The sequence below is a fragment of the Paracholeplasma brassicae genome (assembly GCF_000967915.1).
Classification (GTDB): Bacteria; Bacillota_I; Bacilli_A; order Acholeplasmatales; family UBA5453; genus Paracholeplasma; species Paracholeplasma brassicae.
On record NC_022549.1, the window covers coordinates 807,700 to 834,506 of the forward strand.

A 26,807-nucleotide genomic window follows, 5' to 3' on the forward strand; every position below is an offset into this window, starting at 1 on the left:
ACATAATTTACATTTTTAATAAGAAATTACTTTACTTTGTGACTGCAATTATATATAATAAAAACGTAAAAGTTAGGGGGGAATTACCATGGATGAAAAATTAGTTTTTGCTCAAGATTTTGAAAGAGCTTTACAAGGACTCAGAAAAAGTGGGGTGTACCGTCATGCTAAATACAAATTAAGCGACGCAGACATCACGTTATTACTTTCAGTTGCATTTGGTGATCCAACAGGCATCAAGCCATCAGCAATAGCAAAAAGACTTAAGGTTACATTACCTGCAATCACTCATAAAATGAATAAATTAGTTGAGGACGGGTATTTAACTAGAAGGGATTCGAAAACGGATCACCGTGTCACTTACGTTTTATTAACAGAGAAAGGACAAGCATTTGTAGACAGCATTAAAGATGTTTACTACGCACGAATTTTCAAATTAATGAAACACTTAGGTGATCAAGACACGAAGACGTTCTTTAGAATCTTAAACAAAATCAACGCAGTAGGAAAATTATAATTGATAAGGGGATACCTCGGTATCCCCTTAACTATTATTTTTCAAAAAATGCAAATTTTGTCTTTACAACGCGATGGATATAGGTTATAATATCTTTGCTGTTTAAATGTTGCAATAGCTCAGCTGGATAGAGCAACGGCCTTCTAAGCCGTCGGTCGGGGGTTCGAATCCCTCTTGCAACGCCACTTAGTAATTTCACTGGAGTAATCCAGTTTTTCCATTAATCAAGCAAGAAATAATATTTTTCAAACTCTTCAATTGTCCTGGTTAGTTACCAGGATATATTTTACACTGATTGACACATTTTGTATGTCGTAATTCAATTATACGGTTGACAACTGTTGTTTGTCAAGCGTTTTTGAAACATTATATATGTCGTTTAATTATTTGGAGGTGTTAAAATGACTATATTGAGATTGAAAGAATACAGAGAAAGTTTAAAAATTAGTCAAAGAGAATTAGCGAATTTACTAGAGATTACACAAGCACATTACTGGAAATGGGAAAAAGGACTTTCACTTCCAAACGCAAAACAAATCGTCAGGTTATGCGAAATATTTAAATGCACACCTAACGATTTATTCGGTTTTAGAGGAGTTCACGAAGTAGTCGGTCAAATGATTGATGATGCTGAATGATTAACCTTTGTATTTATCAAGATATGTTTTTTTAATATGCTTTTTGCTCATGTGAAGATAACGTTCTGTTGTTTCGAGGTTTTTATGCCCTAACGTTTCCATTACTGAAAGCAAGTCTGCACCTGATTCAAGCCAGTTTGTAGCCATAGTATGCCTAAACATATGAGGGTGTAATTCCTCTATTTTTAAAACTGTCTTTAGCTTTCTAAAGAAGAAACGGACATCATCATAGTTCAGTTGTCGATTCTTTTCTTTGTTGAAAAGTAGATAATTTGATTTGTGATCAGATATGCACTTTTTCAGTAATTCTTTTGTGTCGTTTCTAAAAAAAACTATTCGATCTGATTTCGTTTTCGTTGTTGTTAGTAGTATTTCGTTTTTCTTGATTTGAACATTCTTTTTTTCAATGCTCAATACTTCATTGATTCTTGCCCCAGTGTCAATTAATAGATGAATAAGCGTTTTATACATCAAGTTATTATATACTTCATCGTTCATTGTATCGATGAATTTTTTTATTTTGCCCATGGTTTTATAATCAATCATTTTAAAAGTTGTTTTTCGCTCTTTTAATTTCGAAATTGAGTTTAAGTAATCCCATTCGTGATTTTGGTGTTTACTCCATCTTTTCAATATTCCTATTCTTTTATTGATTGTTGCATTCGAACATGTTCGCTTTTGTTCTGCTATGTAGTCATCAAATGCAGTAAACTTGATATCTGATAATTCCTTAATGAAGTTGTCATCACACCATTTTAAGAAATGATTTAAATGTGATTTATAGAATTTATGAGTTCCTGTTGAATGTTGTCTTTTTATGAAAGAAGTGTATCTTTCGATTGATTCTTTAATTAGCATAATAATTCTCCCTTTGTCTTTTTATGTCCTTATGTAGCGAAATATCCCCTATATAAGGATACATTAGAAAGGTTGAAAAAATGTTACTATTTGACAAATGATAAAAAATGTAATAATATATCTTTGCATGGGTAGCCAGTCCCGAGACCTGACGAAAATTCAGGATTGTTGTAAACGAAAGTCACCTTTTAGGTGACTTTTGTCTTTTTATGATGAGTTCGCACTTTTTTTCTACTCCTTCTTTTGATTTCTTGGATTTTAAGATACTAATCATTGTGTTGTCCTCACTTTCATTTTTTAATATGGCCGACTCGAAAAATAGTTAGTGATAATATATATAAGTATATATATATTATTTGGCTTCGGTTTTGATACTCTTTTTTAGCTCTTTAGTTGTTCTGATTAAGTTATCGTTGTGAGTTTCAAGTTTGATTTTTTCTTCAGTGATTTTTTCAAGCTTAGATTTCTCTGCATAGTATGCATTTCTTAGCCTTTCAATTTCATCCGTCATTTCTCTGAACTTGCTCCACTGCTCCACATTTTCAGCCCGGATTTTTTCAAGGTCTTTTGTCGCCTCTTCTCGATCTCGAAAGATATCATCTCTCATTTTGATTGGTACTCTGATAGCTGTCCAGAAGATAAACCAAATCACGTAACTGATGATCATCAATAGTAGAATTAATAAAGCTGATATAATTATTGATATTATTTGTTCATTCATGCGGTCATTTTAACCCCTTTCACTTTTGGTAGTGCTTTGTATTTTTCTTTCATGTTCAAACGGTTGAAGTATTGCATATCTTCTTGATATACACAAGGATAGAACCAAACTTTCTTATCGACTAGTTTAAAGTTACTCGAATCGATAATTTCAACTTTATAGGATTTAATTTTCCAACCCTTTATATGAAATCGGATTTTTCCTGTTTGTAACCAATATTGGTAATCAAAGCCCTTTTTAACTTTTGGTTCATGATAACCTTTTAGCATTTGCATGATTGCGATATCGTTTTTTGGTAGTTGTGAAATAAAGAAGAATAAATCGATACCCTGATGTCTTTGAGTTCCCATCGCCGCAACCATGGGCAAAACTTCATCATTATATGATTTTTTAGCGTTATTACGTTGCTGATACTTTGTCAACATTTCTTCATATACGATAATATTAAAGCGATCAGAATCAAACTGTCCGACTTGTACACCGTCGACAAAATAGTCACTCGGATTAAATATCTGATGATAATAATAAGGCGTGCCATCGGTGTCTGTTCTAGCTGTTTCCATTAAGTCGGTCGTTAGTGAACATTTACCCGTTCGATAAGCATAATCCATCATTACGTGATAAGTACAGGTTGATTTTCCACTGCCTGCAGGTCCGTAGATATACTGTGGTCCCATTTCTAATAATGGTATTTGCTCAATTTCTAGCTGTTCTAATCGATAGGTTTTAATGTCCCACCAAATCCATATCATATGTAAAGGGAACGTACTATATCGCATGAACCGAGTAGTTAAATCAAGTACGTCGGAAAATGATTTGAGAAGCAATTTAAATAAACTCATAATTGATAAAAATATGTCATCAAATCGTCTTATGAACGTTTTTATGACTTTTTCGTATCTATCGATAAATCCGAATATTTTTAACTCATATTTTTCAAAAGTCATTGAAGCACCTCATATCTTAAGAAAACTTCTGATGTAAAACCAACAAAAAAGCAGTACGACGACAATAATAATAAAGAATAGAACACCTTTGAAACTGGATGTTATTTCTTTAGCGTCTGTGATAACTCGTTTATAGCCTTTTAGTGCTGAAGCGGTCATAAAGATTGCTAATATAACAAGTACACTGGGTACAATCCAATCGATTATACCCAGGATTTTATTGCCTAATTCAATCATATTTGCACCTGCTAAATAAGACTTGTAACTAATATAATGATTGCGATTGCAATTGCTAAAGCAATGATTACGCCTGGAAGATTACTTCCTTTATTTTTTCGATATCGTCTCTTAGATGAACTAAATTCATTCTTAATTTTTGCAACAATTAAGATGACAAACCCAACCGCTACCGCAACACCTGAAGCTAAAATGATACCGATAAAGTTTTCCTCGATGAACTTGAGTAATCGAGCTAACCAATCAGGTGTTACCGGATTATCATTTGGTGTTTGTTCTAAGCTACCAGGATTGAACACTTCATTGATATTAGAATCATCAATTGTGTAGACTTTACCGTCGGTCATATACCTAAAAGAAATGACGTCTAAGCCGTTATCTTTTCTTATCTCAACTCTGTCTTGGAAGAACTTATCAAACGTCCCTAAATGTAGTTTCCATAGGGTGTAATTCGATAAATCCATGCCGTCAAAGTTATCGTAATACTCACGATATGCCCCGTTGATTTCATTTTTAAGTGTGGTGGTTGGTACGACATTAGAAATCTCATTGATTGAACCAATGGCCATTGAACCTTTCTCAATCATTTCATCAACCGCTAGATAGTTGAATAGTAATGATACTGGTGTACCGACTGCTAGAATAGGAAAACCTAAACCAGGTATAAATGAGCCTGCGGCTGTCGCTGCAGATGATATCATCGCCGCTTTTAATTTCCATGATACGTTACCCGATGAGACGTTGCCTTGTTCAAGTGTTCTAAAGTATGGATTCCATTCACCTTTAGATCCAACGATTGAAACATAACGCCATTCCATGGCTAGTGATACCGATAATAAGTTATCGATCACAAAATCATTTACATAGAAATAAGCATAGATGTTATTACCAGCTTCATTTTTGGTATATAGATAAACATTGAAATCATCAATAGTTGCTAATTCGTTCGTGTTAAGGTTCCATGTTGTATATGGTACAAACGTTTGATTTTTGATGTTTCTTGAGGTAAACATGGATTGTTGTCCAAGGTTAAAAACGATAAACTTAGATCCATTGTCAGAGTAGTAGAACGCTTCGAAGTTTGAATCAAACATTGAAACATTGGTATTACTTGCGAATGTGTAGACAAACGTGTAAATACGCTCATAGTTAATCGTGAATTGGTATTGATTATTACCTAGGTTAGAAATAGACACTTTACCCATTTTGTTCGTATCTGAGTAAATGCTTCCCTCGGTTTCAGGTAGTGCCTGATAGTCGCCACCGATTAGGTCAATTTCTACTGGTATCAGATAGGCGGTTACTGAAAAAATGACCGCTACAAAGTCGTTCGTATTACGATAATTATGATTAAATGCGTTTAGTATTTCGTTTCTCTGAGCAGAAGTTAGGTTCTTATTAAGAGCTAAAACAATTTTGAAATGGTCGCCCTGATCAAAGTAAATATCTTCTTCAGTGTTTGCACCGTATAGATGTAAAGCCGTTCGATTGTTTGCGTTTAGATATCTAAGGTCATGTGATGATTTTTGATGAATGGTTGAATTGTCTTGATAAACCTCGACTCTTGACGTTGAACCATCAACGACGTCTAATATGAAACTATCGTAAGTCTCATTGATTGATTTAAATGCGGTAGAAACCGAAACTAAAAGCTTATTTGTGTCGTTACTTACTCGATTTGATTCAAGAAAGTAAACGCCGTTATTCATGGTTAACTCCCATTCGTTGAAATCACTCTTAACGTCCGTTACTAATCGTTCAATTGGTTGAGCTCTAGGGGTTCCTAGAGCTCTGATTGTAATGTTTAATTTTTCCGGTAGTGACATATCAATACCCAAGGTTGCAATCAAGACGTCATTGATATAAACTTCATGAAGTGCAATATTATTCGGTTGATACGTGATATCAGAGAATAATGTAAATGAACCATCAGGCTTCATTTCAACGCTCTGATAACCGTTGTTATTGTAGTTGTATTCTAGTGATGTGATGTCGATTTCACTTGATAATTCGATTGATAAACCATCAGATAACATGACGTCTTGATTATACACATAATAGTTATCTATATAGTCCCATGAGTCAAGCGACGTCGTGTTTGCACTTAGGGTTGTTACACCCAATAGTGCGGTAAATACTAAAATGAAACTTAGAAATACTTTTTTCAAGTTCATCACTCCTTATTTTCTTTTCTTGTAAGTTCTTTTTCTTGCTGGTTTTTTATTGGTTGCTACTGAAACAGCAACAATCAAAATTAAGCCGATTGATAATAAACCAATGATCATGATTTTGTTTGAACTGACAAAGTCAGTAAATCCATCTAAAAATGATTCATCAGGTGTAATAGTGATTTGGTCATCATCTGCCGTTTCTGTAACTGTAATCACAAAGTTATGAACACTTGATTGACCTGCACTATTTGACAAATTAAACCCCATATTGTAAACACCTGGTGTTTCTTCATTGCCTGTGTATTCATCCAAGAAGAAATTAACGTTTGTGGTTCCTGTGACTTGGATTTGATTGGTTCGTTGTAATAATTCAATGATTTGATTTTGTGTCAACTTCATTGGCGGGATTAAAACAAACGAAGAACCATTAACGATGTACCAAACACCAGGGATGTCATCACGCACGTCGATTGTGACTGTGAACGTTGATTTATTGCCCTTGGTATCGGCAACTTCAAAAATAATTGAATAAGTGCCTACTCGGTTACCTTTGCCGGTGTAATTATCTTCTTTAACCGTTATGTATGCCGTACGGTTTCCGTCTTTTAAGTCATTGGCCGATAGATTCGCTTTGATTGTATCAACGGTTAAGACAGCTGTTGCGTCCTTGGTATATGCGTTTTGTCCCGTCCATGTTGGTGCGACGTCATCAACGACTTCAATTTGCTTTGTGAATGTTGATTTATTGCCTGAGTTATCAGCTACTTCGAAGACAATATCGTAAGTGCCTAGGTTTGTCTTGTTCGCTGTGTAATTATCTGATTTGATTGTGATTTTTGAGTTAGCTATCGTATCATAGTTATCTGATACGGTTAGTGAATTCTTAAATGAAGTAATATTGTACGTTTGGGTATAACTGATTTGAACCTTTGAGGTATTACCATTAATCACTGGTGCAGTAATGTCTGCAACCTGAATATTAAATGTGAACTCTGATACGTTACCGGCTGAGTCTTCAACACCAAGTTTGACTGACCAAGTCCCCAGGACATTTTTATTAGTCGTGTAGTTATCAGTAATAATATAAATTTGGTCGGTTAAATCGCCATCGACGTTATCGTATACCTTGATATACTGCAAGAAGTGCGATAAAGGTTTAGCGTCTGATACGTTGGTTGCGAACGTTTCTTGACCGTTGAATCCGGGTCTAAGGTCGTTTGCAGTTACTTGCACTGCCCGTTTTGACATGGTTCCACCACTGTATGAAATGGTCATTTGTCCACCGGATTGATCCGCGAAAATCACTGATTGATATGTACCTGTAACTTTTACGTAATTTCCGCCGGTTTCATAATGAATCGATAAGTTGCCACCCGTGCCGAGTGTCACTTCAAATTGCGTAGCAGACATGACAGGTGACATATTATTGTTAGCGTCTAATAAATCAATTGGATTTGCTGAAGTAAACATTACACTGTCACTATTGTACGTTTGACCGCTATTTAGATCCATTAGGGTTAAATTGGCCGATGATGCATGTGTTACTGGTTTAGCTGTAATGAATACACCAAAGAACGCAATGAATAATAATAAGCCTTTAAACATTCGTTTCATTTTTCTTTTTTCCTCCTAAAAATAAAGTTGTAAATACTCTTGAATGATTGAAACCGGTATTGAATAAGAATAAACAAATTCATTACCTGAAGCAAAAGCCCCAAGCGTAGTCATACCGATTAAATTGCCTTTTCTATCAATCAATGCACCGCCTGATGAACCCTTTTGAATGGTTGCGTTTGATTTGATTGCTTCAAAAGGAAAATACTCAAGATCTTTTATCATCTCGATAAATACGCCTTGTTCAATTGCTCGTTCGCCTTTGGGATAACCGACTGAATGAACGACTGAACCGGGTTGCATTTCTAAGGTTGATATCACTGCCGGTTTGATTGATAGTTTTCTTGTTCTAAGTAATGCTAAATCATAGAGATCAGATATGATTTCATAAGTATCATTTTCGACCATTGATATGGCCTCATATGTTGCGTTTGTATAATCGACTGCGACTATAGTTTTTAGATCATAATCTTGATGTCTGATATTGTGATGATTCGTTATCAGATAACTGTAATTATCATCTTCGTATATGATGATGGCCGAACCAGTCGCATTTACTTTTTCGCCCTGGTCATTTTCATAAACAATGATTAATTTCATCACTGCCCTCGACGTGTAATAATTGAAATCATCATTGACAACTTCTTCAGTGATTACCTCATCAATTATCTCGAATTTCGATTCGCTCTGAGCGACTAAAAGAGGTAACCAAAATACCGATGATAATAGTGCTAAGATAAGAAGAAGTCTAAATTTCTTAAATAGCCATCGAATCATCTTATTTTTTTAGTTTGAAAATCATTGTTGTCGCAACAATCGTCATAAGAATGACCGCAATTACAATCGCATAGAAATTCTGTGTTGAAACGTTGGTTTCAATTAAAAATGTGTATTGTTTGCTAAAGAATTCATGAACCGTTGTAAAAATGCCTGGTTCCTCCGGGATTGCAGTTGCACCAAATAAGAAAATCAATAGTGTGTACACCCCTAAGATAAATAATGCACTGATGATTACTTGTTTCAATTTCATTTTTTTAAAGCCTCCTTTTTCATTTATGCTTTTAAACTAACATGAATTTCAAGAATTTAAATTTTAGGCCGTATGTTTTTGTTAAAAAAAACGAAAAAAAAAGGCTTTCGCCTTGTGATTTTCAAAAATCCATATTAATGTTTAGTACCGTCATAATTTTTTGAAAGATTAAATCCTTTGGTTCATGACCGCAAAAATAAAGTTCTAAGCGCTTTGATTAAACCCAACAAGTCAATTATCAGATAATGATTTCAAGCCCAAACGGTGTTGATTCTATTCGCCAAGTAACCTCGAACGACCCGAAACGTGTATCGGGGCGTAACCATTACTAACTCTTTTGACTTTATCTTTTCATCAAGACACAGAAAAAGCAAACAACTATCTACTGACTACGGGATCTAAAAGAAAAACAAGAAGTCATTTCGCTTCGAACTACCTCTTGAATGCCTTAACTAATCGTATTCTATATACTCTTTTTTATTATTTTAAAAATCATTCCTATGCATAGCAACTTACGATTTCAACCATAGCAACTTACGTATCATCAACATAGCAACTTACATTAAACTAAGAAAAAAGAAAACACCCAAATCATTTACATTTCTAAAAAAAGTTAGAATGTAAGATTTGAGTGCTAAGGAGAGAGCCATTTTTAGTTGTTTTTAAATGCCTAAATAACGACTCTAGGTCGTTTGTTTATATTCGCTTAGCTAATCCAATCCGGATTAACTCGCTCGATATCAAGCAACTTATTGAGGTCGCCTAATAGTGAGCTTCTACGCTCTGATGTGATCTTGTTTTCGGTTGCTTCTATGATTTGGTCTAAATCAATTGGTTCTTGGTTCGTATATTTAGCAAATTGATTTGCAACATAACTGTTATATTGTGTTCTGGTTGTCTTAATGTCTTCGATTCTAGCCTCATTAATCAGTTGTATGACTAAGTCAGGATTATCAATTAGTGTCATTGCACGTTGCAAAGCAAAACGACGTTCTCTCGAACGTTTATTATATTTCTTATATGTTTTATCTTTTGGCATAGCTCTAAAAAGGTCTTTTAGTTGACCTGTATTTAGTTCGACATATCTTTGAGTTAAACCACCGTTTGGATTGTCGTCATGGTCAACTAATGCACCACCAGCGCCGACATAGTATCGTTTGCTGATGACTCCGATTTGAACTGCGTTTCTAATCGCTTTTTGAACCGTTGAGACAGTTACGTTAAATAGCTTAGCTAAACTTGTGTTTAGTTCATAAACTCTTTCCAGCGTATTCTTATCTTTGTTTTTCGGGTTTAGAAAATGATAAGTAAATCTATGTATGATTTTAACAGTCGTATCAATATTTGGGTTAGCATAGAATGTGTCCATATCTCTATTGTGATAGAGCATATCAAAACCATCTAGTTTTAGGTTTGATTGTTTGAAGTAAACATTTTCTTTTCTTGCCATGGCTAACCCTCCTTTACTTTTTCATGAACAATTCCTTGTTATGCTTTTTCTCAGCTAATCTTTCTTTTTCGAATAGAATTCGGTTCTTGATATGATTCACAATTTTATTTGTGTTCGTAATATTTTTCTTTTTGAAGTCTTTGTAAGTTTTAATCAGATAGCTTAAACCAGGCATTGTGCCTTTCTTGATTATTGCTAAGTAGATGATCACACCATTGATTAATTCTATATCATCATTGATGTATTTCTCACGCAATATCGCAACGTTTTTGAGGCTGATTTCCTCTTCTTGGTTGTTTCTAAACTTGAAAGCGTCATTGACAATATCAAACGGGCTTAAATTGATTAGTATGTCAGTCAAGTTGATGTCCTGGTTATTTGTCATAGCCATGAACCTCATTAAGTTTAGTTAATAGATCATTCAGTTTCAATACTTCTAAACTGTGATAAACACGTTTTGAAATGTAATCAGATATCGCAATTAAATGCATCATCTTTTCGAGTTTATTATACTCACTAATATGATACATAATTAGCGTTTTTAGTGTTTCAATAGAAATCTTCATTTTAGCAATCCTTTCTATTTGATATTTAGTTTTGACTATCTCATCAGTATCAGGAGTCAATCTCTGATAGACAAGCCCCAAGGTTAAGGCTTGTTTCGATTAAAATGGTAAGTCTGATGTTAAATGCTTATCTAATTCTCTATAGAGGTTATTTAGTGTGTAGTGTCTACCTTGTAATTCTTCAATATCAAGTTCACGACCATATACGAAATGAAATCCAATGCCCTGGGTGATTTCTCTACAATTTTCAATTTCAAGCTTGATGATTTGAATCTTTGCCCTTAGACGCTCTAATTTGCCCATTGATTTAATGTGCTTATCAAATTCTATCGCTCTGATCTCATTCATCTTTCAACAAACCATGTGTGAACTCTTGCGTTTACAGGGGCTTTTACATCATCATCAGTCAAATCATCTTCTTCGGTTAGAATCGTCAATTCTTTGTTAAACAAGTTCTCTAAAGCGATAAATAATTTAAGATTGATATTTACACCACTCACGTTTTTGAAAGTAAGTTGTCCTTTATCTACCTCATAATAGGCCGTAATTACTTGAGACTTGAATGTAAACATGAGTTCAATCTCATTTTGATCATATTTGAAATTGTAATGCTCAATTTCGTGTTTGGTTTCTTTTTCTAACTTAGCGATTAAGTCTTTTTCAATACTCTTAACTGGTATCATTCTAGCAATCCCTCTCTTCAGTTATTTTTTACAACAATTATCCAGGTTATTTGTTCTAACAATTAATCGATTATTTGTTGCAACAATTTCACGTGATTTTGTTCTAACAATTAAATGTTTAATGTTCCGTTACCATCAAGCTTTATTTTTACAAAAATGTGTGTGTGCCTCGAATCATCATAGTATTTGCCATCGAGCCTGAAATCATGTGCTATGCTTTTTTTACCCGTGTAAGACCCTTCATAGTTCCATGCTCTGATTTTCAAACCATTTGATAATGCAAATTGTAATGCCCTGTCAAGACTAGAGAAGAACTCTAGATAACGCCCGGTGGCATGCTCATATATCGTATATACATATTTATTTCTCATTTCTAGCAATCCTTTCATAGTGATTTATGCAGAGGACAATAGGATTGCTAGAAGCTAGTGTCCCCTGCATAACCCACTATGATGGCGGGTTTTTTCGATATCTGTATTTCCGGTATTCGATATCGTATTTTATCTTGTTCAATTCTCCCTTGGTAAATCCCCCATGGTTAGAGAGCATGAACCTATCAGCTGTTTGTTGATCTCGAATGAGTTCAATCACTTTTTTATAAATCCGGTATGGTCCATAATTTGGGTACTCATTTACCAGGATGTTTTTTATTGTAAAAAATGACATGCAATCACTCCATTTCTTAGACTCCCCCATGGTAGTTACATAACAACGTGCCGGAAGCTATGTAACTACCATTGAGTGCTAAAAAACAAAAAGCACCATTACAATGAATGGTGTCGGGAGTTAAAAATTTTATGACGTCGGCACCCATTCAACTTGATTAATTGGGTGATGGACTTCTAAGCCGTCGGTCGGGGGTTCGAATCCCTCTTGCAACGCCATTTTGATATTTATTAATGCTGCCTAAAAGGGCGGCATTTTTATTTTTATACCACCGATTATGATTTATTTAATTTATACCTCAATTATATACTAAAGATTGATATTTGTAGTTAGGCCAGTGGAGTACAAATATAATAAAATTTACTAATTTTCTATAATTATAACTAATAAACAATTAGTTTACTGTTAATTCTTTCAAAAAACTCATAATAATGCTATAATATAGGAAATATGTGTTCGATGAAAATGCAAATAAATAATTGATTATAAAATAAGTTTAAATGTATTAAATAGGGGTGAAATGAATATGAAAAAATTAACAGAAGAAGATGTTAAATTTAGGTATATTGATCCAGCAATTGAAAACATTGGTTGGAGCAAAACTCAAATCAACAAAGAATATTACTTTACGGATGGTCAAATAAAAGTATCAGGAAAAAAAGTAAGAAGGGCAAGAGGCAAAAAGGCTGATTATCTTTTGAAGAGTAAACACGGAGAAATCCCACTAGCAGTCATTGAAGCAAAAGATTTAACCCAAAGTGTTGGTGCTGGTATGCAACAAGCAATTGAATATGCGCAAATACTGGATATTCCTTTTGCTTATTCATCTAATGGTAATGGCTTTTTAGAGCATGATTTTTTTACTGGGCAAGAAAGAGAACTCAAATTGGATGAGTTTCCATCGGAATCTGAGCTTTGGGACAGGTATATTAAAGGAAAAGGATTTAATAATGAACAAGAAGAAATCATTTCTGAACCTTATTATTATGCACCATTTAATACGAAGAGTCCTAGGTACTATCAAAGAGTTGCGATTCAAAGAACAGTAGAAACAATCGCTAAGGGCCAAAAAAGAATATTACTTGTTATGGCTACAGGAACAGGTAAAACATACACTGCATTCCAAATCATTCATAGACTTTGGAAACAAAGAAAAGTAAAAAGAGTTTTATATTTGGCAGATAGAAATATATTAATCGATCAAACGATGCAACAAGATTTTAAACCTTTTGAAGAGGTAATGACCAAAATCAAGGGTAAAGAATTAGACAGTGCTTATGAAATATATATGAGTTTATATCATCAACTTGCAGGCGATGAGAATGAAGAACCATTTAGAGAATTTAAAAAAGACTTTTTCGATTTAATTTTAGTTGATGAAGCACATCGTGGTAGTGCAAAAGAGGATTCACAGTGGCGTAAGATTTTAGAATATTTTTCACCAGCAATTCAAATTGGTATGACTGCAACGCCTAAAGAAACAAAATACATAAGTAATATTGATTATTTTGGTGAGCCTGTTTATACCTATAGTTTAAAACAAGGTATCGATGATGGTTTCTTAGCGCCTTATAAAGTGATTCGTATTAACTTAGATAAAGATTTAGAAGGTTGGAGACCATATAAAGGACAAATGGATATGTATGGTCAAGAAATTGAAGACCGTGAGTATGGTTCTAAAGACTTTGACAAAAAGTTAATCATAGATGATAGAACTAAAGAAGTAGCTAAAAGAATCACCAAGTGGCTACATGACAATGATAGATTCAGTAAAACTATCATCTTTTGTGTAGATATCGATCATGCTGAAAGAATGAGACAAGCACTTGTTAATGAAAATACGGATTTAGTCAAAGAAAACGATAAATATATCATGCGAATAACTGGTGATAATGATTATGGTAAATCGCAATTAGATTATTTCATTGATCCTTTTGAGAAATATCCAACGGTTGTTACAACATCTAAATTATTAAGTACTGGTGTAGACGTTAAGACCGCTAGACTCATTGTTTTAGATAATAATATTAACTCAATGACTGAGTTCAAACAAATAATTGGTAGGGGAACTAGGCTATATCCAGACCAAGAAAAATATTATTTTACAATCATGGACTTTAGAAACGTGACGCGATTATTTGCAGATGATGCTTTTGATGGTGATCCAGTGGCTATTTTTGAACCTAAAGATATTGATGACATCGAAGAACCAAAAGTTACACCGGTTGATGATGCAGATGATGAGTTTGTTGAACCAGTAGAAATCATTGGCGACCATAAAAAATTTAGAGTTAATAATGTGGATGTCACTATATTAAGTGAGAGAGTTCAGTATTATGGTAATGACGGGAAATTAATTACCGAAAGTTTAGTTGACTATACCAAGAGAAATATTTTAAATGAATATGCGACCATGGATGAATTTATCCATATGTGGACTGAAGCAGAAAAGAAGACGGCAATTATAGAAGAATTATTTGAACGCGGTGTTTTTCTAGATGCTTTAAGAGATGAATCTAAAACAGATTATGATGATTTTGATTTGATTCTTCATATTGCATATGATAAAAAACCTTTAACCAAGTCTGAAAGAGTTAAGCATGTTAAAGATAGAGGTTATTTAGATAAATATAATGAAATATGTAGGGAAGTACTTTCTTCTTTATTAGAAAAATATATGGATGGCGGAATTAATGATTTAGAAGATACTAAAATACTTGAAACCCAACCCTTTAGTAATTTAGGTAGTCCGACAAGGATCGCTAAATTATTTGGTGGTAGAACAAGTTATTTGTTAGCAGTACAAGAACTACAACAACAGCTATATAAAACAGCATAGGAGTGAATTAAATTGAGTTTAAATGGATTTGTAAAAACAATACAAAATATCATGCGTGTAGATAATGGTATTAATGGTGATGCTCAAAGAATTGAGCAAATGACATGGCTTTTATTTTTAAAAGTTTATGATACAAAAGAAGAAGATTGGGAGTTTCACAATCCTAATTATGTATCAATTATTCCAGAAGACCTAAGATGGAGAAACTGGGCTGTTGATCATAAAGATGGTGAGTCAAAAACAGGTCAAGAATTGTTAGTCTTTATAAACAACGAACTATTTCCAACATTAAAAAATTTAGAGATTAATGAAAAAACACCTGTTAGACAAGCAATTGTTAAGGCAGTATTTGAGGATTCAAACCAGTACATGAAAGATGGGATTCAATTGCGTAAGGTTATTAATGTCATTGATGCCATTAATTTTGATGATCATAAAGAAAAACATGCCTTTGGCGAAATTTATGAAACAGTCTTAAAAGATCTACAAAGTGCAGGTAATGCAGGTGAGTTTTATACACCACGAGCAGTAACTGATTTTATGGTACAAATGATCAAACCTATATTAGGTGAAAAAATAGCAGACTTTGCTTGTGGTACAGGTGGGTTTTTAACTTCAACGTTAAAAGAATTAGAAAAACAAGTTAAAACAGCTGAAGATAAACGTTTATATGATGAAAGCGTATATGGTATTGAGAAAAAACCACTACCTTATTTACTGGCAATCACTAACATGTTAATTCATGATATTGATACCCCACAAATTATTCATGGAAACTCTTTAGAAAGAAATGTTAGAGAATATAAAGACCATGAAAAATTTGATGTTGTATTAATGAATCCCCCATATGGTGGTACTGAAAATGAAATTGTTAAAAGTAATTTCCCAGCAGATTTAAGAAGTAGTGAAACTGCCGATCTTTTTATGTCTGTCATTATGTATAGATTAAAGAAAAATGGTAGAGCTGCCGTTATTATTCCTGATGGTTTCTTATTTGGATCTGATGGAGCAAAAACTGAACTCAAGAAAAAGTTATTAACAGAATTTAATTTACACACAATTGTAAGACTACCTAAGAGTGTGTTTGCACCCTATACATCAATAACTACAAACATATTATTTTTTGATAATGGATCTAAAACAAAGAATGTATGGTTCTATAGAGTGGATTTACCTGAAGGCTATAAAGCTTTCTCAAAAACAAGACCGATGCAATTAGATCACTTTAAAGATGCAATTTCATGGTGGGAAAATAGAGTAGAAATTAAAGATACTGATACTGATACATTCAAGGCTAAATGTTATACAGTAGAAGACTTAGTTAATAGAGATTATGATTTTGATTTATGTGGATATCCTACATTTGAAGAAGAGGTTTTATCTCCCGAAGAAACAATTAGACAATTTCACGAAAGAAGAAATGCTTTAAATGCAAAGATAGATAAGAAAATCAAACAAATTGAAGAATTATTAGGTATCAAAGAATGATTGCAGAAAAGTTGAGAAAAGCAGTACTTAAGGCTGCTATGGAAGGAAAGTTATCTGAACAATTTGATAGGGATGGAAATGCAATTGATTTAATCAATCAAATAAAAAAAGACAGAGGTAGATTGTTATCTGAAAAAACAATTAAATATTCTAAATTAAAAAACAAAAATGTTATAGATATAAATATTCCGAAAAACTGGGTAATCACTAACATAAATGAAATTGCATTTGTAACAAAACTTGCTGGATTTGAATATACAAAATATATTGCTAATAATCTAGTTGAAAGTGGAGTCCCGTTATTTAAAGGAAAAAATATTCAAAACGGAAAAATGAATCTTGAGTTTGAAAGTTATATTCCTAAGTTGGTATCTCAATTATTATCTAGAAGTAGATTAGATAGAAAGTGTTTATTAACACCATATGTAGGTACAATTGGGAACATTGCTATTTTTGAAGCTGATTTTGAAGCTCATTTAGGTTCTAATGTTGGGAAGATAGAATTATTCAATCATTTTAGAAAAAATATATTAGAAGAGTATTTATTATTTTTTTTAAGAAGCGAATATGGCGATGCCCAACTAAAAAGAAATAAAAAAGCTACCGCTCAAGAAAGTATTTCTATACAAGATATTAGGGAAGTTTCAGTCCCTATTCCTCCAATAGAAGAACAAAAACGTATTGTTGAAAAACTAGAGGTTTTGCTTGCAGAGATTGATAGGCTAGAACAAGATGAAAAAGCATTGAAAGATCTAGAAGTTAAATTTCCTGAAAAACTTAAGAATGCGATATTACGGAATGCAGTAAGTGGAAAATTGACTAACCAAAATTTAGAAGTGGAAACTACTGAAGATATTATTGTTTTACTGGAAAAAAAGAAGAATGAAAAAATTGAACTGATTAAAAGTTATAATAAGCAACCTTTTGATATTCCAGAAAATTGGCGATGGATAAAAATAGGTGATTTGGGAACGATGGGAATGGGACAAACCTTATTAAAGAAAGATATGGTTGAAAAAGGTGATCCGGTTTATAGTGCAACAATTTCAGATGATCCGTTAGGATATGTTAAGAAAGATAATAACAAACTTAAATTAACAAAAGGAGATTTTGTAATACCTGCACGCGGTGCTTCAATTGGTTATGTAAATTTAATAAAAGTAGATGAAGCTTCATCAACGCAAACGACTATGTATATAAAGAGTTATTTACCGTCCATAAGCAATTATATTTATTATTGTCTTTTGGGAATGAAAAAAGATGTATTTACCACTACAGGTACTGCTCAACCACAAATAACGGTAGGATTAACAAAAGAACAATTGATACCTCTTCCGCCATTAGAAGAACAAAAACGTATAGTTGAAAAGTTAGATGAACTATTTAAAATTGATTTATTAAATACGTAGGTGATAAATGATGAATGTTATTGTAATTATTTTCACAACAATAAACTTTGTGTATCTATTATATTATCTGAATAAAATGATTAAACAAGGTAATTTCAAGAAGATAATGAAAAATGTTAACTTAAAGCAAAAACAGGGTAATAAAATAATAGGAAAAGAAATAAACAAGATTCAATCTTTCATTGTTGCTATCATAACATTGATTTTTGGATTTGTTATTTCAATTCTTTCGATTGCTCTAGCAACCTTAGCTATATGGTTGCCAGTGGTTATGGGAATTATTTATACTTGGCAGTTTGGCACTTTAATCTTCCTATCTATAATGATTTTAGTATCTATTCTTTGGACCACAATGATTCTTTATAATAAAGAAAAGATTCACGATAGTCAAGAAGCTGTTGTAAGAGAAACTTTAATGTTGTTATTTTGGTTTCAAATGGGGTTTTTGATTTACTTTTTAGGAGAAGGAAACTTGATGAGAATGATGGAGTTCATTTATTTGAATGCCTATTTCTTTAAAAATACATTTACTATACTGTTTCCGATTATCTTGTTATCTAGTTTAATCTTAAATTTGTATTTATATATCCAAGATTTAAGAATAAAATTTATTAAAAATAGCATCTGGATAGTTAAGAGAAAAGATTTGATTCTAATATTTATTATATCTAGTTTTGTTGGTTTACTTTATATCACAGAAATTGATACATCTTTCATTAATGATGTTGAAAAATTTAACAAAACACAAGATATATTAACGATGTTATTAACGGCAATATTAATACCTTTAATTTTCAATAAAATAAATAAGATTAATGATTCAAATAATATAGGAATCCAAGATAGTGATAAAAATAATTAAAAAGGAAGTAAAGTGTAAATGAGGAAACCTGAAAATAATAAGAATGAAAAGACTGAAGAAAAATATTTAAATAAGAAATTAAAAGTTGAAATAGGAACTCTTGCATTGGCTGTAATATCGTTTCTATTTTCAGTGATAGTATCTTTTACAGCTAAAAATGCAGTACAAGATATAAAAGTGGAATTTGAAAATACTATTTCAAATATCCAGGAACAATATCAAAGTCTAGAAAATCAGATAAATACAGTTCAAGAGCAATATTTAGAGTTAGAAAATATTATTAACCAACAACAAACTGTTGATGTCATTCAAGCTCGAGATAATGATGTTTTAATTAAAACGCCTGATGACAAATGGCTAGTTATACCAATGATTGAAAAAGAAGATATCTCATTTGCCAATGAAATTATTGAAAAGCAATACAACAGTGGAGACATAGATCTTGAAAGAGTTGATATGTTTAATTATAATAATGAAGATTGGAGCAATCGTGATGGATTTACATATACCTTACCATTTGTTTCATTTAATCAAAATAAAATGGTTAGCTTATACCAATTTATTACTAAGATAGAATTGGAGTTTAAATTATATCATAGTAATAAAGTAGATTATCAATCTGAATTTTATGAATTGTATAATAATGAATTACAATATAAGTATTTAAATGTTTTTGAAAATATAATGCCAAACAAACAATTTGTTACAAACGAAATTATAACTCAAAACGGAATAGAAGATATTAAACTTACGGTTATTATAACTTTTGATATTGGAGAAAACATTTTCTCGATTCCTTATACTTTTGATGATTTTATTTATGTTAATGAAGCTTAGAAATTCTTGAAGCATAATCAACACAAACCTATAAAAGAATGTAGCATTTCATTTACAGCAAGACATTTTGATATTTATTAATGCTACCGTAAAAGGTAGCATTTTTTTTTATCTTTTAAGTATTGTTGAAGTATGTTTGAAGTAGTGTTGAAGCGATATGGTGTTTTTCTATATAAATTAATATTTTTGAATAAAATGATGTTTTTATTATTGATTTTAATCCTAAAATACTAGGGTTGATTAAAGGCTATTCGAGATTTTATGGCTTTTTAATCCGAGATGTTTAAAGGCTATTCGAGATTTCGTGCCTTTTTTGAAAACAGGTATAAAGGCTATTCGAGTTATATGATGATAATTGTCCAGTTAACGTCTATGTGAAGCCTTGTTTGAATGAATTTAAAGTTTCAAGATTTAAAAGGTATATTATCTATTTCAACATTTAAGTCGATTTCATTTATGTTTCTATTTGATAAATGAATACATAAAATAAGATTATCTCTATCCACTGCTATTACGTAACTAAATATTTCTTTTAAATCAACATCCCTTTTGTTTTTGAGATCCTTAAGCTTTCTCATGAATAAGGGGATGTTTTTTTCATATGTATAGTTCATTAATTTTTTATATCTTAAAGTTAGAAACTGCTCATTTACTTCACTCAGCTCAACCTTGATTTTTTCTTTGATTTGATTTCTAGCAGAAGTATCTATCTTTAGACTATTTAGATTAGATAGCTCATTGCTTAATGATTCAGCTTTTAAGGTTAATTCATTAATCTTATCATCTACACCAGATGCTTTGATTGTCTTTTCTAATAAATCATTTATCTCATCTTTGATAAATTTGGACTTAAGTACTGCATTTGCACCTTCATCTAATAATTTATCAATTTGTGCATAGTAGATGTTTTTAGAAGAGATAGAGACTTGATCGAGAATTTCTTCAAAAAGTTTGACCGTCCAAAATCCAAAGTAATGAAAACCGATATTAAAGAAACGGACAATGCGTATACCTTCCTAATTGATTTACCAGGTTTCAAAAAAGAAGATATAAAGGTAAGCGTTGAACGTGGCTATTTAGTCGTATCAGCAATTTCAAGTAGCGAAATTGAGGATAAAAAAGACAATTATATTCGTCGTGAAAGAAGTTATGGTTCAATGACTCGTAGTTATTATGTCGGTGATGTAAGCCTTGATGAATTAAAAGGTAAATACGACAACGGAATTCTCGAAATTGAAGTCCCAAAAGATTCGACAAATACAACATCCACAAAATATTTAGACATTAAATAGAAAAAATGCGACTTAACAATTTTTAGTTAAGTCGCATTTTTTCTACGCTTGTAATAATCTTTTGATTTTTTTCACCATGTAGATGTTTGGCTCAAAATATTGGATTAAAAAGTTTAACATTATTTCTGCAGATTCTTTATTGAACTCATAGCCTTTTCGCATGTTCGAAATAAAGTTTTTATGTTCCTTGTAGCGTTCTTCAATTCGTCTTTCTGCGACAAAATAATCTGTATTTTGATTCGTTGGTGTAAAGACAACACCGAACAAATCAATAATCAAATTAAATGCGTAACTTTGTATAAAGGTTGTAGCTGAAGCAATTTCACCACGCTTTAAGCGATTTAATCCAATGTAAATATTTGCTAAAGCTTCACATACATTGTATTCTATGTTTAGTTTTCGTTCACGTATTTTACGTGGACGAATTTTATCTAAATCAAAACCAGGTCTTGCATAATAAACTTTTCCTAATGTAAATGTTGCTTCAAGTATTTCATCTTCAGTAAAAATAGCAAATTCAGCGAAATTTCCATCTTTAAATAATGCTTTATAGCCATCATTAGAGTTTTGAAAACTGAAGACAATTTCATCAAAAGCCAGCCATTTGAGATTTTTCATAAAGTATGGTTTTGTTCCGTTTTTGACAATTAAGAAAAAGTCCATGTCTGAATATTCATCCATACGGAAAGTTTCGCTCATACTACCTAAACCAAGTAAGCACAGACAATCATCATAGTTTGCGATACGTTGTGCAAGCTTAATCATACCATTAAGTGCATTTATCATATTTTTAGTCCTTTTTATTTTATTGTACTATTTGCTATGATGTTTGTAAAGGGCGGTTGTAAAATGTAGATAAAAGGCGGAATGAAAATGCCTATTTACCTACATTTTTTTGTATTCTCTATATACTTTTATATAAAACGCAAGATAAAGTATTTTTGAATTTAATAGATATTTAAAAGGAAATTGGATTATTATATAAATCATGTTACAATAATAAAGAGTTGAAAAAATAATAATTGAAAAGGTGATTTTATGAGTTGTCCAAGCTGCGGGTTTGAGTACACGTATGAAAATGGAGAAATGATGGTATGTTCGGCATGTCAATATGAATGGGATAAAAATCCAGAAGTCTTTGTGCTAGATGCCAATAAAAACAAACTAGTTGATGGTGATGCTGTAATTGTTATAAAAGATTTAAAAGTGTCGGGGGCTTCTAACATGTTAAAGCAGGGAACCAAAGTTGATAAAATTAAAATTCAAGAGGGTGATCATAATATCGCCTGCCGCATTTCAGGTTTTGGACAAATGAATTTAAAGAGTGAATTTGTCAAAAAGGCATAAGTGACTGTGGAAAATAAGATAAATGCTAGTAGAAATTAGCATTTTTTTATTAGTTTAAATCAAAAGTCATATCAATTAAAAAAAATAAAGTTTTCTCATAATTAACGACCAATTATAGACAATATAGTCATTAAAGTGGTAAAATGTGAACAAGTGCTCCGATAGCTCAATGGATAGAGCTGCACCGTCCTAAGGTGAAGGTTGAAGGTTCGAGTCCTTTTCGGAGCGCCATTTTATTTAATTAAAGGGGGATTTAACATGAAGGAAGTAAAAATCGAACATATCGATGAAATGAAACAGAACTATTTAAATAAACCCATACAACAGGTGGTCAGAAAAGCGTTAGTTAAAAACAGTATCTCTGATATAACTTACGTAAATGAAAGAGAAACAGAGATTCAATTTCGTTTTTCCAATGATATTGAAACACTGCCTGTAACCAATCAAAAAGCCTCAGGTAGATGTTGGTTATTTGCTGGTTTAAATGTATTAAGAGAACTCGTTGCCAATAAATTAGAGTTAAAAGATTTCGAGTTTTCACAAAATTATCAAGCTTTTTGGGATAAATTCGAGAAAATCAATTTTTTCTTAGAGTCAATGGATGATTTTTTAACCGTTGATAACGACGATCGAACCTTAAAACATTTGCTTCAACTTGGTATTCAAGATGGAGGTCAGTGGGACATGTTTGTTTCACTTGTTGAAAAATATGGGGTTGTACCGAAAGAGGCAATGCCAGAAACACATGCCTCATCAAATACGGCTCAAATGAATCGTTTTATTAATATCAAACTTAGACAATACGCTGCAAGAGCAAGAGCGTTAGCCAAAGAAAACAAAACAAATGAAATCATTCAATTGAAAAGTCAGACCTTAGAAGAATTGTATGGTTTCTTAGTCACGAATTTTGGTATTCCACCAAAAGAATTCAATTTTGAATACGTCACAAAGAAGAACGTTTATCACATTGAAAAAAAATTAACCCCTCAGTCATTTTACAAATCAGTTTGTCAAATCAATTTAAATGATTATGTGAGTGTCATCAATTCACCAACAAGTGATAAACCATTTTTGAAGAGTTACACAATTGATTATTTAGGAAACGTCATTGGTGGAAAAGAAATTAAACATTTAAACTTATCTATGGCACGGTTAATCGAGTTAACCGTTAATCAATTAAAGGATAAGGAAATCGTATGGTTTGGCAGTGACGTTGCTTTCTATGGTGATCGTACAAGAGGTATTTGGGATGATCAAGCCTATGACTATGAATCGACTTTTGAAATGAGTTTTTCAATGACAAAAGCCGAACGTTTAGATTATCTTCAAGGTCAAATGAATCATGCTATGGTTATTACAGGTGTTAACATTGAGGACAATAAACCAACCAAATGGAAAATCGAAAATAGTTGGGGTAGTGATAGGGGACTTAAAGGTTATTACTTGATGAGTCAATCGTGGTTTTATGAACATACATATCAAGCAGTTATCCATAAAAAGTATTTAACTAAAGATGAATTAGACGCCTATAATGAAAAACCGATTCGATTAAAACCATGGGACCCAATGGGCTCATTAGCGAGGTAAGGCTATGGAATTTTGCAGAACAAATGGTTATTGTATTTCAATAGATTTAGGACCAGATGCATCGGTCACATTTACGTATTATGATCTTAAAAAGAACGATCAAGAATCGATATATGTCTCTGCAGCAAATAAATACGAGTATAGTATAATTATTAAAAAGAATGATAAAGAGAAATTTTTAAGCGCTATTAATCCGAACATTGACGTCTACAGTGATGAGCATTTATTTGATGAAGTTAGTTCACATTTCAAGTACGTCTCAAGTTTAGAAGATATAAAAAATTTTCTATTGTCAAATCACATCCCATTTGAACCTTTCACATGGGTTGAATTCTACGACTAATTTTATAATATTTAATGAAAATATTCGTGGTTCATGTTATAATTAATAAAGATTAAGACAAGACTATAAGGAGAAAGCACCCTTAATCAGGTGCTTTTGTGCTGAAATGAAAAATAAAACATTCCGATTTTACTTTATTGTAACTGAATATTTATTTACAATGGCTGGTCTAGCAATTCTAGGCGTTTTTATTGGTAACCGGTATTTTCCTGAATCAGCTTATTTATCAGCGATATTTGGCGTCATTGGGATGTTTATTGGGTTGATTATTACAACATCATTTATTGTATCAATGATTAAAAGAGAAAATAAGGTATGAAACAGTTAAATCATGCGCTTAAAATAAGTTTGATCATTGCAGTAATCGTCTCGATATTAATTTTCATGTTGTATAATTACCTTCAGGCTTTGTGGTTTTTGTTGGGCTATTTGGTTGCTTATCTTAATTTTAAACTGATATTGAAATCAGCAAAAAGTAAACACGGTTATTGGATGGTTGTGTTCAACTCGACCATTCGAATCTTAATCTACGGTATTATATTATTTATAGGGTATTTAATTGAAAAAGAAGTGATGACGTTAATCTTGATTGCCTTAGGTATCGTAACGATTAAAGTAAGCATGATTGTTTCATTTATTATCCACCAAAAGGAGGAAATTAGGTGACCATTCTATTTAAATTTCAACCAATTCCTGACTATTTGATATCTTCATGGATCGTGATGGCATTCTTAATGATTGTGCTGGGATACATAGGTTATCGAGTTAAACACATGGCAATTGGGGATAAACCATCAAAAATGGTTGCAACTGGGATCTTTTTTGTTGAGTTTTTCAATGGATTTGTCAAAAATAACGTTGGTAAATTGTGGCGGTGGGTAACCCCAATGGTGATGACCTTAGGTATCTACATCTTTGTCGCTAATATCTCTGGGTTATTTGGATTAGTCACACCGACTAAATTTACAGCGATTACATTTCCATTGACGTTGTTTGCGGTTATCACAATTCAATCATCAGGTATCATCAGCAGACGTTGGAGACACATCAAGACTTGGTTTGAACCACTCCCGTTTATGTTTCCGATTAATATGGTTGGTGATGTGACACCGCTGTTATCAATGACTTTGCGTCTGTTTGGTAATATTGCGAGTGGTGCGATGCTACTAACACTAGTTTACGAAGCACTTGGCTGGCTAGCACCGATTGCTGCCGCACCGCTTCATGCATTGTTTGACGTCGGCTTTGGATTCATTCAAGCGATGGTGTTTGTATTATTGACGGTAATTTTGACTTCACTTAAGTTGGAGTCTGAAGAATAAAGAAAGAAAAAGGAGAAAAAGAACATGTTAGATTTATTATTACAATTTATTCCAAATTTAGTTTTAGCTGCAGAATACAATGAGTTTTTTGCAAGAGGTATGGCTTATCTAGGGGCTGGTATCGCAATTTTAACAGCAGCTGGTACATCATTTGGACAAGGGTTTGCAGCGATGAAAGGTGCGGAAGCGGTTGGACGTCAACCAGAAGCATCAGGTAAAATCACGGTCACCATGATTGTTGGACAAGTGATGGTTGAAACCTCTGCGATTTACTCATTAATTATCGCAATCATTTTAGCAAGTAAATAAAAATAAAAGGACTGATCAAGGTGAATGAAGTATTTGAAAGACTTGCAAGGTCCATCAGTGAGGGTTTAGAATCTGTTTTTGTTGATTGGCAAGCAACTTTGCTACAATTTATATCAACAATTATCTTGTTTCTAGTAATCCGACGATTTTTTTGGAAACCAATCACTGAGTTTCTTGAAAACAAACAAAAAGCAGTTAACGAATCTTTAGAGCACGCCAAAGAAATGGCAAGAGAAGCGGATGAAGTGAAGAAAAAAGCGGAGCTGGACTATCAAGTGCTCAAAAAAGAAACCGATGAGTTAAAAGAACGACTTGTACTAGAAGCGAATAAGCAAAAAGAATTAATTATTAATGAAGCTAAGAGTGAAGCGAAAATTCGACTTGAAAAAGTTGAGAAAGACATTGAATTTGAAATAGAAGAAGCCAATTTAGAAATAAAAAATACCATTAAAGAAGTGGCTTTCGCTGCAGCTGAAAAAATTGTCCGCAGAGAAATTGATAAGTCAGTTCACGATGACCTGCTCAATGGTATCATCGAAGAAAAACTAGGCAATGAAACGAGATAAATACTTAAAAGCACTCCTTGAAATTGCCAAGGAAAAAAATAAATTGGATTTATTTATTATAGAATTCGAAGCGCTAAAACAACTCTTAGATCAAAACAGCGATTGGTTAAAGATGATCTCATTACCATCAATAGCCACATCAAAAAAAGAAGAAATGATAAAATCGATTGGTTTTGATGAGGACTTTTCGTCTTTTTTGATACGTCTTGTTTTAGATGGGCTCATCGAGTCCTATAATCAATTGTTCATTGAATGGATGATTATGGCAAGACGCTCACAAAAGGTAGCTTATGTGGGATTATATTCAGCAAAGACGTTAACTGAAGCACAAAAAACAGTGTTAGAAAGATTAGTTAAACCATATTTGGGTGGTTTAACCGTAGAGTTTTACACAGTGATTGATGAGAACTTAATCAGTGGTGTAAAAGTGATTTATCAAAGTCAATCCTTAGACGGTTCTTTAGCCTATGAGCTTAAAGAACTCGAATCATTAATTTAGGTGGTGAAG

The 26,807-nt window shown here is 32.5% G+C and carries 32 protein-coding genes, 2 tRNA genes and 1 other RNA gene; 19 read left to right on the forward strand and 16 right to left on the reverse strand.

Annotated features, from left to right (window positions below; all coding sequences use genetic code 11):
- The first annotated feature begins 88 nt into the window (after nucleotides 1-88).
- The 3 genes from BN853_RS03675 to BN853_RS03685 all read left to right on the forward strand — a co-directional run bounded on the left by BN853_RS03675 (nucleotide 89) and on the right by BN853_RS03685 (nucleotide 1,155).
- Nucleotides 89-517 (forward strand): MarR family winged helix-turn-helix transcriptional regulator, encoded by a 429-nt coding sequence (locus tag BN853_RS03675; protein ID WP_030004602.1) that lies wholly within the window; start codon nucleotides 89-91, stop codon nucleotides 515-517.
- Between the two features lie 108 nt (nucleotides 518-625).
- Nucleotides 626-702 (forward strand) — tRNA-Arg (locus BN853_RS03680).
- 216 nt (nucleotides 703-918) lie between these two features.
- Complete coding sequence (locus tag BN853_RS03685; protein ID WP_030004603.1) at nucleotides 919-1,155, forward strand: helix-turn-helix domain-containing protein; 237 nt, start codon at nucleotides 919-921, stop codon at nucleotides 1,153-1,155.
- Here BN853_RS03685 and BN853_RS03690 read toward each other — a convergent pair whose 3' ends face one another.
- The 15 genes from BN853_RS03690 to BN853_RS03755 all read right to left on the reverse strand — a co-directional run bounded on the left by BN853_RS03690 (nucleotide 1,156) and on the right by BN853_RS03755 (nucleotide 11,803).
- The gene (locus BN853_RS03690; protein ID WP_030004604.1) at nucleotides 1,156-2,013 is read right to left on the reverse strand and encodes a tyrosine-type recombinase/integrase; all 858 of its coding nucleotides are present in this window, start codon (nucleotides 2,011-2,013) and stop codon (nucleotides 1,156-1,158) included.
- A gap of 352 nt (nucleotides 2,014-2,365) precedes the next feature.
- A complete protein-coding gene (locus BN853_RS03695) occupies nucleotides 2,366-2,734 on the reverse strand; it encodes a hypothetical protein (RefSeq protein WP_052591213.1) in 369 nt (122 codons plus the stop codon).
- Nucleotides 2,731-3,681, reverse strand: coding sequence for a hypothetical protein (locus BN853_RS03700; protein WP_030004606.1), 951 nt, complete (start codon nucleotides 3,679-3,681; stop codon nucleotides 2,731-2,733). The genes BN853_RS03695 and BN853_RS03700 overlap by 4 nt, the downstream gene beginning before the upstream one ends.
- A gap of 9 nt (nucleotides 3,682-3,690) precedes the next feature.
- Nucleotides 3,691-3,918 carry a hypothetical protein gene (locus tag BN853_RS03705; protein ID WP_030004607.1) on the reverse strand — a complete coding sequence of 76 codons (228 nt, stop codon included), beginning with the start codon at nucleotides 3,916-3,918 and terminating at the stop codon, nucleotides 3,691-3,693.
- Nucleotides 3,919-3,929: 11 nt separating this feature from the next.
- Complete coding sequence (locus tag BN853_RS03710; protein WP_052591216.1) at nucleotides 3,930-6,086, reverse strand: hypothetical protein; 2,157 nt, start codon at nucleotides 6,084-6,086, stop codon at nucleotides 3,930-3,932.
- A gap of 12 nt (nucleotides 6,087-6,098) precedes the next feature.
- Nucleotides 6,099-7,703 (reverse strand): hypothetical protein, encoded by a 1,605-nt coding sequence (locus BN853_RS03715; RefSeq protein WP_030004609.1) that lies wholly within the window; start codon nucleotides 7,701-7,703, stop codon nucleotides 6,099-6,101.
- 15 nt (nucleotides 7,704-7,718) lie between these two features.
- Nucleotides 7,719-8,303, reverse strand: coding sequence for a S1 family peptidase (locus BN853_RS03720; protein WP_162183934.1), 585 nt, complete (start codon nucleotides 8,301-8,303; stop codon nucleotides 7,719-7,721).
- Nucleotides 8,304-8,481: 178 nt separating this feature from the next.
- A complete protein-coding gene (locus tag BN853_RS03725; protein ID WP_030004611.1) occupies nucleotides 8,482-8,733 on the reverse strand; it encodes a hypothetical protein in 252 nt (83 codons plus the stop codon).
- A gap of 706 nt (nucleotides 8,734-9,439) precedes the next feature.
- Nucleotides 9,440-10,183, reverse strand: coding sequence for a hypothetical protein (locus BN853_RS03730; RefSeq protein WP_030004612.1), 744 nt, complete (start codon nucleotides 10,181-10,183; stop codon nucleotides 9,440-9,442).
- A 13-nt stretch (nucleotides 10,184-10,196) separates the two neighbouring features.
- Entirely contained in the window at nucleotides 10,197-10,568 is a 372-nt protein-coding gene (locus BN853_RS03735; protein ID WP_030004613.1) for a hypothetical protein, read from the reverse strand.
- Nucleotides 10,558-10,749 (reverse strand): hypothetical protein, encoded by a 192-nt coding sequence (locus tag BN853_RS03740; protein ID WP_030004614.1) that lies wholly within the window; start codon nucleotides 10,747-10,749, stop codon nucleotides 10,558-10,560. Before BN853_RS03740 ends, BN853_RS03735 begins: the two co-directional genes overlap by 11 nt.
- 29 nt (nucleotides 10,750-10,778) lie before the next feature.
- Nucleotides 10,779-10,850: hammerhead ribozyme type II (locus BN853_RS08740), an RNA gene on the reverse strand.
- On the reverse strand, nucleotides 10,849-11,097 hold the full coding sequence (locus BN853_RS03745) for a hypothetical protein (RefSeq protein WP_030004615.1): 249 nt from the start codon (nucleotides 11,095-11,097) through the stop codon (nucleotides 10,849-10,851). Before BN853_RS03745 ends, BN853_RS08740 begins: the two co-directional genes overlap by 2 nt.
- Nucleotides 11,094-11,432: a hypothetical protein gene (locus tag BN853_RS03750; protein ID WP_030004616.1), complete on the reverse strand. Its 339-nt coding sequence runs from the start codon at nucleotides 11,430-11,432 to the stop codon at nucleotides 11,094-11,096. Before BN853_RS03750 ends, BN853_RS03745 begins: the two co-directional genes overlap by 4 nt.
- 110 nt (nucleotides 11,433-11,542) lie before the next feature.
- A complete protein-coding gene (locus tag BN853_RS03755) occupies nucleotides 11,543-11,803 on the reverse strand; it encodes a hypothetical protein (protein WP_030004617.1) in 261 nt (86 codons plus the stop codon).
- Nucleotides 11,804-12,618: 815 nt separating this feature from the next.
- Here BN853_RS03755 and hsdR point away from each other — a divergent pair.
- The 6 genes from hsdR (at nucleotide 12,619) to BN853_RS03790 (ending at nucleotide 20,825) form a co-directional block, all read left to right on the forward strand.
- Nucleotides 12,619-14,937: an EcoAI/FtnUII family type I restriction enzme subunit R gene (gene hsdR / locus BN853_RS03765; RefSeq protein WP_030004618.1), complete on the forward strand. Its 2,319-nt coding sequence runs from the start codon at nucleotides 12,619-12,621 to the stop codon at nucleotides 14,935-14,937.
- A gap of 12 nt (nucleotides 14,938-14,949) precedes the next feature.
- Nucleotides 14,950-16,425, forward strand: coding sequence for a class I SAM-dependent DNA methyltransferase (locus BN853_RS03770; RefSeq protein WP_030004619.1), 1,476 nt, complete (start codon nucleotides 14,950-14,952; stop codon nucleotides 16,423-16,425).
- Nucleotides 16,422-17,834, forward strand: coding sequence for a restriction endonuclease subunit S (locus tag BN853_RS03775; protein ID WP_030004620.1), 1,413 nt, complete (start codon nucleotides 16,422-16,424; stop codon nucleotides 17,832-17,834). The genes BN853_RS03770 and BN853_RS03775 overlap by 4 nt, the downstream gene beginning before the upstream one ends.
- Nucleotides 17,835-17,844: 10 nt before the next feature.
- Entirely contained in the window at nucleotides 17,845-18,696 is an 852-nt protein-coding gene (locus BN853_RS03780; protein ID WP_030004622.1) for a hypothetical protein, read from the forward strand.
- Between the two features lie 18 nt (nucleotides 18,697-18,714).
- Complete coding sequence (locus BN853_RS03785) at nucleotides 18,715-19,533, forward strand: hypothetical protein (protein ID WP_030004624.1); 819 nt, start codon at nucleotides 18,715-18,717, stop codon at nucleotides 19,531-19,533.
- 926 nt (nucleotides 19,534-20,459) lie between these two features.
- The gene (locus BN853_RS03790) at nucleotides 20,460-20,825 is read left to right on the forward strand and encodes an Hsp20/alpha crystallin family protein (RefSeq protein ID WP_030004627.1); all 366 of its coding nucleotides are present in this window, start codon (nucleotides 20,460-20,462) and stop codon (nucleotides 20,823-20,825) included.
- Between the two features lie 42 nt (nucleotides 20,826-20,867).
- Here the strand turns inward: BN853_RS03790 and BN853_RS03795 are convergent, their stop codons facing one another.
- Nucleotides 20,868-21,611, reverse strand: coding sequence for a hypothetical protein (locus BN853_RS03795; RefSeq protein ID WP_030004628.1), 744 nt, complete (start codon nucleotides 21,609-21,611; stop codon nucleotides 20,868-20,870).
- A gap of 252 nt (nucleotides 21,612-21,863) precedes the next feature.
- Here BN853_RS03795 and BN853_RS03800 point away from each other — a divergent pair, with 252 nt between their 5' ends.
- The 10 genes from BN853_RS03800 (at nucleotide 21,864) to atpH (ending at nucleotide 26,798) form a co-directional block, all read left to right on the forward strand.
- Nucleotides 21,864-22,172: a zinc ribbon domain-containing protein YjdM gene (locus tag BN853_RS03800; protein ID WP_030004629.1), complete on the forward strand. Its 309-nt coding sequence runs from the start codon at nucleotides 21,864-21,866 to the stop codon at nucleotides 22,170-22,172.
- A gap of 155 nt (nucleotides 22,173-22,327) precedes the next feature.
- A tRNA-Arg gene (locus BN853_RS03805) sits at nucleotides 22,328-22,403 on the forward strand.
- A gap of 27 nt (nucleotides 22,404-22,430) precedes the next feature.
- Complete coding sequence (locus tag BN853_RS03810; RefSeq protein WP_030004630.1) at nucleotides 22,431-23,759, forward strand: C1 family peptidase; 1,329 nt, start codon at nucleotides 22,431-22,433, stop codon at nucleotides 23,757-23,759.
- A gap of 4 nt (nucleotides 23,760-23,763) precedes the next feature.
- Nucleotides 23,764-24,102, forward strand: coding sequence for a hypothetical protein (locus BN853_RS03815; RefSeq protein ID WP_030004631.1), 339 nt, complete (start codon nucleotides 23,764-23,766; stop codon nucleotides 24,100-24,102).
- Nucleotides 24,103-24,208: 106 nt separating this feature from the next.
- Nucleotides 24,209-24,421: a hypothetical protein gene (locus BN853_RS03820; RefSeq protein WP_030004632.1), complete on the forward strand. Its 213-nt coding sequence runs from the start codon at nucleotides 24,209-24,211 to the stop codon at nucleotides 24,419-24,421.
- Nucleotides 24,418-24,768: a hypothetical protein gene (locus tag BN853_RS03825; RefSeq protein ID WP_030004633.1), complete on the forward strand. Its 351-nt coding sequence runs from the start codon at nucleotides 24,418-24,420 to the stop codon at nucleotides 24,766-24,768. Before BN853_RS03820 ends, BN853_RS03825 begins: the two co-directional genes overlap by 4 nt.
- A complete protein-coding gene (locus BN853_RS03830) occupies nucleotides 24,765-25,424 on the forward strand; it encodes a F0F1 ATP synthase subunit A (RefSeq protein ID WP_030004634.1) in 660 nt (219 codons plus the stop codon). Before BN853_RS03825 ends, BN853_RS03830 begins: the two co-directional genes overlap by 4 nt.
- 24 nt (nucleotides 25,425-25,448) lie before the next feature.
- Complete coding sequence (gene atpE, locus BN853_RS03835) at nucleotides 25,449-25,733, forward strand: ATP synthase F0 subunit C (protein ID WP_030004635.1); 285 nt, start codon at nucleotides 25,449-25,451, stop codon at nucleotides 25,731-25,733.
- A 20-nt stretch (nucleotides 25,734-25,753) separates the two neighbouring features.
- On the forward strand, nucleotides 25,754-26,299 hold the full coding sequence (gene atpF / locus BN853_RS03840) for a F0F1 ATP synthase subunit B (protein ID WP_030004636.1): 546 nt from the start codon (nucleotides 25,754-25,756) through the stop codon (nucleotides 26,297-26,299).
- Entirely contained in the window at nucleotides 26,286-26,798 is a 513-nt protein-coding gene (atpH, locus tag BN853_RS03845) for an ATP synthase F1 subunit delta (RefSeq protein WP_030004637.1), read from the forward strand. Before atpF ends, atpH begins: the two co-directional genes overlap by 14 nt.
- The last annotated feature ends 9 nt before the right edge of the window (nucleotides 26,799-26,807 follow it).

What these genes read in the sequence shown, in the direction of transcription:
- BN853_RS03675 (WP_030004602.1), top strand. Translation starts at nt 89, where the DNA reads ATGGATGAAAAATTAGTTTTTGCTCAAGATTTTGAAAGAGCTTTACAA.
- BN853_RS03685 (WP_030004603.1), top strand. Translation starts at nt 919, where the DNA reads ATGACTATATTGAGATTGAAAGAATACAGAGAAAGTTTAAAAATTAGT.
- BN853_RS03690 (WP_030004604.1), bottom strand. Translation starts at nt 2,013, where the DNA reads ATGCTAATTAAAGAATCAATCGAAAGATACACTTCTTTCATAAAAAGA.
- BN853_RS03695 (WP_052591213.1), bottom strand. Translation starts at nt 2,734, where the DNA reads ATGAATGAACAAATAATATCAATAATTATATCAGCTTTATTAATTCTA.
- BN853_RS03700 (WP_030004606.1), bottom strand. Translation starts at nt 3,681, where the DNA reads ATGACTTTTGAAAAATATGAGTTAAAAATATTCGGATTTATCGATAGA.
- BN853_RS03705 (WP_030004607.1), bottom strand. Translation starts at nt 3,918, where the DNA reads ATGATTGAATTAGGCAATAAAATCCTGGGTATAATCGATTGGATTGTA.
- BN853_RS03715 (WP_030004609.1), bottom strand. Translation starts at nt 7,703, where the DNA reads ATGAAACGAATGTTTAAAGGCTTATTATTATTCATTGCGTTCTTTGGT.
- BN853_RS03720 (WP_162183934.1), bottom strand. Translation starts at nt 8,303, where the DNA reads ATGAAATTAATCATTGTTTATGAAAATGACCAGGGCGAAAAAGTAAAT.
- BN853_RS03725 (WP_030004611.1), bottom strand. Translation starts at nt 8,733, where the DNA reads ATGAAATTGAAACAAGTAATCATCAGTGCATTATTTATCTTAGGGGTG.
- BN853_RS03730 (WP_030004612.1), bottom strand. Translation starts at nt 10,183, where the DNA reads ATGGCAAGAAAAGAAAATGTTTACTTCAAACAATCAAACCTAAAACTA.
- BN853_RS03735 (WP_030004613.1), bottom strand. Translation starts at nt 10,568, where the DNA reads ATGACAAATAACCAGGACATCAACTTGACTGACATACTAATCAATTTA.
- BN853_RS03740 (WP_030004614.1), bottom strand. Translation starts at nt 10,749, where the DNA reads ATGAAGATTTCTATTGAAACACTAAAAACGCTAATTATGTATCATATT.
- BN853_RS03745 (WP_030004615.1), bottom strand. Translation starts at nt 11,097, where the DNA reads ATGAATGAGATCAGAGCGATAGAATTTGATAAGCACATTAAATCAATG.
- BN853_RS03750 (WP_030004616.1), bottom strand. Translation starts at nt 11,432, where the DNA reads ATGATACCAGTTAAGAGTATTGAAAAAGACTTAATCGCTAAGTTAGAA.
- BN853_RS03755 (WP_030004617.1), bottom strand. Translation starts at nt 11,803, where the DNA reads ATGAGAAATAAATATGTATATACGATATATGAGCATGCCACCGGGCGT.
- hsdR (WP_030004618.1), top strand. Translation starts at nt 12,619, where the DNA reads ATGAATATGAAAAAATTAACAGAAGAAGATGTTAAATTTAGGTATATT.
- BN853_RS03775 (WP_030004620.1), top strand. Translation starts at nt 16,422, where the DNA reads ATGATTGCAGAAAAGTTGAGAAAAGCAGTACTTAAGGCTGCTATGGAA.
- BN853_RS03780 (WP_030004622.1), top strand. Translation starts at nt 17,845, where the DNA reads ATGAATGTTATTGTAATTATTTTCACAACAATAAACTTTGTGTATCTA.
- BN853_RS03785 (WP_030004624.1), top strand. Translation starts at nt 18,715, where the DNA reads ATGAGGAAACCTGAAAATAATAAGAATGAAAAGACTGAAGAAAAATAT.
- BN853_RS03795 (WP_030004628.1), bottom strand. Translation starts at nt 21,611, where the DNA reads ATGATAAATGCACTTAATGGTATGATTAAGCTTGCACAACGTATCGCA.
- BN853_RS03800 (WP_030004629.1), top strand. Translation starts at nt 21,864, where the DNA reads ATGAGTTGTCCAAGCTGCGGGTTTGAGTACACGTATGAAAATGGAGAA.
- BN853_RS03810 (WP_030004630.1), top strand. Translation starts at nt 22,431, where the DNA reads ATGAAGGAAGTAAAAATCGAACATATCGATGAAATGAAACAGAACTAT.
- BN853_RS03815 (WP_030004631.1), top strand. Translation starts at nt 23,764, where the DNA reads ATGGAATTTTGCAGAACAAATGGTTATTGTATTTCAATAGATTTAGGA.
- BN853_RS03820 (WP_030004632.1), top strand. Translation starts at nt 24,209, where the DNA reads ATGAAAAATAAAACATTCCGATTTTACTTTATTGTAACTGAATATTTA.
- BN853_RS03825 (WP_030004633.1), top strand. Translation starts at nt 24,418, where the DNA reads ATGAAACAGTTAAATCATGCGCTTAAAATAAGTTTGATCATTGCAGTA.
- atpE (WP_030004635.1), top strand. Translation starts at nt 25,449, where the DNA reads ATGTTAGATTTATTATTACAATTTATTCCAAATTTAGTTTTAGCTGCA.
- atpH (WP_030004637.1), top strand. Translation starts at nt 26,286, where the DNA reads ATGAAACGAGATAAATACTTAAAAGCACTCCTTGAAATTGCCAAGGAA.